Source organism: uncultured Allobosea sp. (assembly GCF_945956895.1).
In the GTDB taxonomy this organism is placed as follows: domain Bacteria; phylum Pseudomonadota; class Alphaproteobacteria; order Rhizobiales; family Beijerinckiaceae; genus Allobosea.
Map to the genome: position 1 here is coordinate 20,153 of NZ_CAMFJF010000043.1, position 7,066 is coordinate 27,218.

Below are 7,066 nucleotides of genomic sequence, written 5' to 3' on the forward strand. Positions count from 1 at the left end.
CGCCTATCCGTGCGAGCGTCTGGTCTTGTGGGGCGCGAAGGGCCAGGGATTGTCCTGCCGCTGCGGGAGCCGGAGGCGCCCGTCGCGCGTGAGCTGGCTGACCGGCTGGATATGATCCATATGGCCGCCGAGTTCCTCGTAGTCCGAGAGCTTCATCGTGAACTCCAGCGGCGCGACGAGCGCCGGCGTCGGCACATAGCCGAACGCATTCTCCGGCAGGCGCGTGACGTCGACCATGAAGGTAATGCCGCCGCCGGGCCAGATATAGACGGGGGCGCCGCCGCAGGTGACATAGGTCAGCGAATCCTTAACCGAGCGGGTCAGGCGGACGGGGTTTTCGGTGACGCCGGCGCGCAGCGATCCTCCCGCGCCGCCGATGAAGAGCACGGTCGAGAGCGCGGGCTCGCAATTTTCGGCAATCCGCTCGACAGGCTCGCGCAGAGGCAGCGGGATGTCCTTCTCGACAGGCTGCAGGTCCTCGTCGAGCTCATAATAGGCAGCGTGCTCGCCGGTGGTGGAGACCATCAGCAGGCGCAGGCCCGGCCGGGCGACCTTGGGGTCGAACGGCCCGAGGATGCTCAGCGGGTCGCGGATATTCGTTCCACCCCAGCCGGTGCCGGGCTGGGCGACCTGGAAGTAGCGTCCCGGGGTGGAACGGCGCCCGTTCATCTTCAGGCCGGTCGGCCCCATGCCGAGCAGTTTGCCGGCCTGATGCTCGGAGAGAACGCCCGTGATGTGGTCGTCCACCACCACGACCTCATCGACCTTGCCATGCCATTGCTTGGCGAAAATGCCGATGGTGGCGGAGCCGCAACCGACCCGCATGCGGCTTTCGCGCACGCCGTTCACGATCGGCGCTTCCCCTGCCTGCACGACGACCGTCTCGCCGCCGTCGATGGCGAGTTCGACCGCCTTGCCGTTGCAGAGAGAGAGCAGCGTGTCGCAGGTGACGCGGCCCTCCTTCTTCGAGCCGCCGGTCAGGTGATGAACGCCGCCGAGCGAGAGCATCTGCGAGCCGTATTCGCCGGTCGTGACATGGCCGACAGCTTCACCCTCGACACGCACCGTCGCGGTTTCCGGCCCGAGGAACCGATCCGTATCGATTTTGATCTTCGCGCCGCAGTAGCTGAAAATGCCCTCCGTCACGACCGTGACCATATCCACGCCGTCAACCTCCGCGGAGACGATGAACGGGGCCGGCTTGTAGTCCGGATACGTCGTTCCAGCGCCGATCGCCGTGATGAAGGTATTGCGCGGATTGAGGATGTCGCCGCTCCATTCGCGCTCGCCGGCGAAGGGAACGACCTCGCCGCCCTGGTCGATGGTTCGGTTCAGCACGACATGCGGATCGACGCGCGCAAGGGTGCCGTCGATATTGCCGTAGCGATCGCAAGCTCCGACCGCGCCCAGCTTGATGTAGCACATGACCGGGCAGGCATCGCAGCGGATCTTGTCGTCCGCCGCGGCCGCTGTTGTCACCTCTGAAGCCATCGCTCGCACCTTCAGCACCGTCGACGCAAATCTCATTATTTGTATACAAACAATATAGGCGGCCGAGGCCGATCTCGTCAATACAGGTGCCGGCTGTCTCGAGAGCCTGCTAGGGAATGCGGCGACGGAGGGCCGCCGAGGAAATTTTGTGCTCCGACAGACGGCGATTGCAGTCGATATCGCTCGATGCCGGCAAGATCGTCGACGCATCGGACCGCGAAAGGGCCAACCGAATCGACCCGTCCGACCGCTTGGGGTCTGCTGCGTCTTGACGAAAACGCGGGTCATCCTGGCCGTAGCGAAACTGAGAGCCGAGCCCCATGCCTGGCTTCTGCCGGAAGCGCTCCGGCATGGTTCCCGGGTCAGCCGGGATGACGGCACGGCTCCGCGCAAGATCAGCACGCTCTGGATCGCCCGGGCAATCCGAGGCACTTTTCTGCGCTCTGCGGCATATGCCCTGCGAGATCAGATTGGCGGCCTGCGCCTGCCGGCTTCCCCGCTGCGCAGCAAGCCGGTTACAGAACGGGAAAGCCTCCCAGCTCGGCCGTAGACACTTCCTGCTAGATAAGCGATGTGCCGAATTATTGTAAGTTGACAATGGTTTTCTGCCCCAGCAGACTTGTAAGTGTACAAACATTCAGAATTTGGCGGAGCTCGCTTCAAACGCAGGGGAAGTCGACAGCGAGGGCCGTTGGCGCAGGCGCAGCACAACCGGATCAAGAACAAGGGGGAGTCGCGATGAAGATGGACCGCCGGAGTTTCCTGGCCACCGCCTCCGCGGGCGTGGTCGCCGTTACCGCCCCCTCGCTTGTCCGGGCGCAGGGCAGTGGGCCGATCAAGATCGGCGAGATCAACAGCTATACGGCTCAGCCGGCCTTCCTGAAGCCCTATCGGCAGGGCTGGGAACTGGCGCAGGAGCGGGCCAATGCCGCCGGCGGCGCGCTCGGCCGCAAGTTCGAGACCCTCTTCCGCGACGATGCGGGCAAGCCCGAGGACGCGGTGCGCCATGCTGGCGACCTCATCAATGCCGAGAAGGTCGACCTGCTGTCCGGCGGCTTCCTCTCGAATGTCGGCCTCGCGATCGGTGACTTCGCGCTGCAGAACAAGCGGCTCTACATTGCCTCCGAGCCGCTGACCGATGCGCTCGTCTGGGCCAAGGGCAATCCCTACACCTTCCGCCTGCGCTGCTCGACCTACATGCAGGCCGCGATGCTGGTGGAGGAGGCGGCGAAGCTGCCGGCCAAGAAATGGGCCGTCGTGGCGCCGAACTACGAATACGGCCAGTCGGCGGTAAAGTGGTTCAAGGAGCTGCTCAAGAAGGCGAAGCCCGACGTCGAGTTCGTCGCCGAGCAGTTCCCGGCGCTCGGCCGCATCGATGCCGGCGCGACGGTCCAGGCGCTCGAAGCCTCCAAGCCCGACGCGATCTTCAACGTGACCTTCGGCGGCGACCTCACCAATTTCGTCCGCCAGGGCAATACGCGCGGCCTGTTCGAGGGGCGTGCCGTGGTCTCGATGCTCACGGGCGAGCCGGAATATCTCGATCCGCTGGGCGCCGAGGCACCGGTCGGCTGGATCGTCACCGGCTATCCTTACGCCGAGATCAAGACGCCCAAGCACGTCGCCTTCCGCGAGGCCTACAAGGCGCAGTACAAGGAGGAGCCGAAGCTCGGTTCGATCGTCGGCTACGAGACCGTGCAGGCGATCGTGGCGGCGGTCGCCAAGGCAGGCTCGACCGATACCGACAAGCTGACCGCCGCCTTCAAGGGGCTGAGCTTCACCGGGCTCTTCGGGCCGATCGTCTTCCGGGCCTCCGACCACCAGTCGACCATGGGCGCCTATGTCGGCAAGACCGCGCTCAAGGACGGCAAGGGCACCATGGTCGATTGGCGCTACGCGGACGGCGCCAACTACCTGCCGTCGGACGACGTCGTCAAAACGCTGCGGCCGGCCGGCTGAGCGGCCTGCCCTCGGCCGCTCCCGATCTCGGGGCGGCCTCCGGCATCCGGCGATGCATCTTCGGCCTTCCCGGATGATGCCCGCGCACATTCCCTCTACGATAAACTCCGCGGCGGCCTTTCCTCCGCTCGGGGCGATGGCTTTTCTTTGCGCTGAGGCGAGTTCAGCATGTTCGATCTCATCCTGACGCAGATCCTCAACGGGCTGGCCTCGGCCTCCTCGCTGTTCCTGGTCGCTTCCGGGCTGTCGATCATCTTCGGCGTCACCCGCATCGTGAACTTCGCCCATGGCTCCCTCTACATGCTGGGCGCCTATCTCGCCTTCACCCTCGTCAACCTGTTCGGCCCTGCCAGCGCGCTCGGCTTCTGGGGCGGGGTTGTGCTGGCGGCCGTGCTCGTCGCCCTCGTCGGCCTCGTCATGGAGGTCACGGTCCTGCGGCGCATCTATCAGGCGCCGGAGCTCTTCCAGCTCCTCGCCACCTTCGGCATCGTGCTGATGATCCAGGACATCGCGCTCGCGAGCTGGGGAGCGGAGGACAAGCTCGGGCCGCGCGCGCCGGGCTTCAAGAGCTTCGTCATCCTGTTCGGCAACCGCTTCCCGACCTACGAACTCCTGCTGATCGTCATCGGCCCGGCCGTTCTGGCGCTGCTCTGGTTCCTGTTCCAGAAGACCCGCTGGGGCACCGTGGTCCGGGCCGCGACGCAGGACCGCGAGATGGTCGGCGCGCTCGGGGTCAACCAGCGCCTGCTCTTCACCTCGGTCTTCGCCTTCGGGGCGGGGCTGGCGGGGCTGGGCGGAGCGCTGCAGCTCCCGCGTGAGGCGGTGACGCTGCATATGGACCTCTCGACGATCTCCGAGGTCTTCGTGGTGGTCGTGGTCGGCGGGCTCGGCAGCGTCGCCGGCGCCTATCTCGCCGCGGTGCTGATCGGCGTCCTGCACGCCTTCGGCATCCTGATCTTCCCGAAGATCACGCTCGTCCTCGTCTTCCTGGTCATGGCCGTCGTCCTCGTCATCAAGCCCTACGGGCTGATGGGCAAGCGCCCCGTCGGCCATGTGCGGGGGCCGGCGGCAGCCGAGCCCCTGCTGACGCCGGCGGACAGGGCAACGAAGCTCGCAGGCCTGGCCGTACTGCTGCTCCTCGTCGCCGCGCCGCTCGTCACGCCGGACCATCTGCTGCTGACGCTGACCGAGCTGGTCATCTTCGCGCTCTTCGCCGCTTCCCTGCATTTCATGATGGGGCCGGGCGGGATGGCGTCCTTCGGCCATGCCGCCTATTTCGGGTTGGGCGCCTACGGCGCGGCGCTGGCCGTGAAATGGCTGGGTGCCCCGATGGAGCCGGCGCTCGTCTTCGCGCCCTTCCTGGCGGGCATCGCCGGCCTGGTCTTCGGCTGGTTCTGCGTCAGGCTGTCGGGCGTCTATCTCGCCATGCTGACGCTCGCTTTCGCGCAGATCGCCTGGGCGACGGCGTTCCAGTGGGTCGATCTCACCGGTGGCGACAACGGTATCCTCGGGGTCTGGCCGTCGAGCTGGGCCGTGCCCAAGACGGTCTTCTACTATCTTGCGCTGGCGGTCTGCGCGGCCTGCGTGCTCGCCCTGCGCTTCACCGTATTCGCGCCGCTGGGCTACGCGCTGCGAGCCGCGCGCGACAACCCGCTGCGGGCCGAGGCGATCGGCATCGACGTGATGCGGGTGCAATGGGTCGCCTTCACGGTCGCGGCCTTCGCTGCCGGCATCGCGGGCGGGCTTTTCGCCTTCTTCAAGGGCTCGGTCTTCCCGACCTACATGGCGATCCCGCGCTCGGTCGACGCGCTGCTGATGGTGCTGCTCGGCGGCGTGCAGACGGTGTCCGGCCCGATCGTCGGCGCCTTCGCCTATGCCGGGCTGAGCGAGCAGCTGATGAAGCTCACCATGTACTGGCGCTTCGTGCTGGGGCTTTCGATCGTTCTGCTGGTCGTCCTCTTCCCGCGTGGGCTGGTTGGCGGGTTCCTGGCCCTGCGTGAGCGGCATGGGGCGGCGGGCAGCGGCGCGGCCGGGCCCCGGCTGGCCGTGGAGGGCGTGCGATGAGCGCCGTCGCGACCGTCCCGGTCGGGGCTGCCGAGGGACCCGTCCTCGTCGTGCGAGACCTCGCCAAGTCTTTCGGCGGCGTCCACGCCGTGCAGGGCGTCTCCTTCGCCGTCGAGGCCGGCAGGATGCTGGCCTTGATCGGCCCCAACGGTGCGGGCAAGACCACCTGCTTCAACATGCTCAACGGCCAGCTTCGCCCGGACCGGGGCGAGGTCGTGCTCGCGGGCCGGCCGATCACGGGGCTCAAGCCCCGCGTCGTCTGGCGCATGGGCGTCGGCCGCACCTTCCAGATCACCGCGACCTTCACCTCGATGACGGTGCGCGAGAACGTGCAGATGGCCCTGATCTCGCATGAAGGCGGGATCTGGAACCCCTTCGCCCCGGCGCGGGCGCGCCATGTGGCGGAGGCCGACGCGCTACTCGGCCTGGTCGGCATGGCCGAGCAGGCCGAGCGTGCCTGCGGCGTGCTGGCCTATGGCGACCTGAAGCGCGTGGAGCTTGCGGTCGCGCTCGCCAACCGGCCGAGGCTCCTGCTGATGGACGAGCCCACCGCCGGCATGGCGCCGCGGGAGCGCGTCGCGCTGATGGCCCTGACGGCGCAGATCGCCGCCGAGCAGGGCATCGCCGTGCTGTTCACCGAGCACGACATGGATGTCGTCTTCACCCATTCCGACCGGGTGATCGTGCTCGACCGCGGCCGGCTGATCGCCGACGGCACCGCCGAGGAGGTGCGCCGGGACGCCAATGTGCGGGCGGTCTATCTCGGCTCCGGCGCGACTTCGGGAGGCCATTGATGAGCGCGATCCTCGAGGTTTCCGGGCTCGATGCCTATTACGGCCGGGCTCATATCCTCCAGGGCGTCGGCTTCGGCATGGCGCGCGGCGAGGTGCTTGCCTTGATGGGGCGCAACGGTGCCGGCAAGTCCACGACCATGAAGGCGCTGATGGGGCTGGTGCCGCCGGCCGCAGGCAGCGTCAGCTTCGAGGGCGAGCGCATCGACGGGCGCGAGCCCTTCGAGATCGCCCGGCTCGGGATCGGCTACGTGCCGGAGGAGCGGCGCATCTTCTCGGAGCTGACCGTGACGGAGAACCTCTCGGTCGGCCAGCGGCCGCCGCGCGAGGGCGTGCCGCACTGGACGCCGGAGCGGCTCTTCGCGCTCTTCCCCAATCTCGGCCGCATGCGCGACAGGCCGGGCGGGGCGATGTCCGGCGGCGAACAGCAGATGCTGACCATCGCGCGCACGCTGATGGGCAACCCCAAGCTCGTGCTGTTGGACGAGCCCTCGGAAGGGCTGGCGCCGGTCATCGTCGAGGAGATGGCCAAGACCATCCTCGCGCTCAAGGAAGAGGGGCTCAGCATCCTGCTTTCGGAGCAGAATCTGCACTTCGCCGGCCAGGTCGCAGATCGCGCCTTGATCATCGAGAAGGGCCTTATCCGCTTTGCCGGCACGATGGGCGAGCTCGAGGCGGACGAGACAATCCGTACGCAATACCTCTCGGTCTAGGGTCCGGACCCATAAAATGGTTGGCGCTGCCGGCTGGGTGTGATTCACGGC

The 7,066-nt window shown here is 67.2% G+C and carries 5 protein-coding genes; 4 read left to right on the top strand and 1 reads right to left on the bottom strand.

What is annotated here, in order from left to right:
- Positions 1-3 precede the first annotated feature (3 nt).
- On the bottom strand, positions 4-1,491 hold the full coding sequence (locus Q0Q02_RS18065) for a 6-hydroxynicotinate reductase (RefSeq protein WP_293811414.1): 1,488 nt from the start codon (positions 1,489-1,491) through the stop codon (positions 4-6).
- A 744-nt stretch (positions 1,492-2,235) separates the two neighbouring features.
- Here Q0Q02_RS18065 and Q0Q02_RS18070 point away from each other — a divergent pair.
- The 4 genes from Q0Q02_RS18070 (at position 2,236) to Q0Q02_RS18085 (ending at position 7,015) form a co-directional block, all read left to right on the top strand.
- Complete coding sequence (locus Q0Q02_RS18070) at positions 2,236-3,447, top strand: ABC transporter substrate-binding protein (RefSeq protein ID WP_293811421.1); 1,212 nt, start codon at positions 2,236-2,238, stop codon at positions 3,445-3,447.
- Positions 3,448-3,615: 168 nt separating this feature from the next.
- Entirely contained in the window at positions 3,616-5,511 is a 1,896-nt protein-coding gene (locus Q0Q02_RS18075; RefSeq protein ID WP_293811415.1) for an ABC transporter permease, read from the top strand.
- Positions 5,508-6,305 carry an ABC transporter ATP-binding protein gene (locus tag Q0Q02_RS18080; RefSeq protein WP_293811417.1) on the top strand — a complete coding sequence of 266 codons (798 nt, stop codon included), beginning with the start codon at positions 5,508-5,510 and terminating at the stop codon, positions 6,303-6,305. Before Q0Q02_RS18075 ends, Q0Q02_RS18080 begins: the two co-directional genes overlap by 4 nt.
- Positions 6,305-7,015: an ABC transporter ATP-binding protein gene (locus tag Q0Q02_RS18085; protein WP_293811419.1), complete on the top strand. Its 711-nt coding sequence runs from the start codon at positions 6,305-6,307 to the stop codon at positions 7,013-7,015. The genes Q0Q02_RS18080 and Q0Q02_RS18085 overlap by 1 nt, the downstream gene beginning before the upstream one ends.
- Positions 7,016-7,066 lie beyond the last annotated feature (51 nt).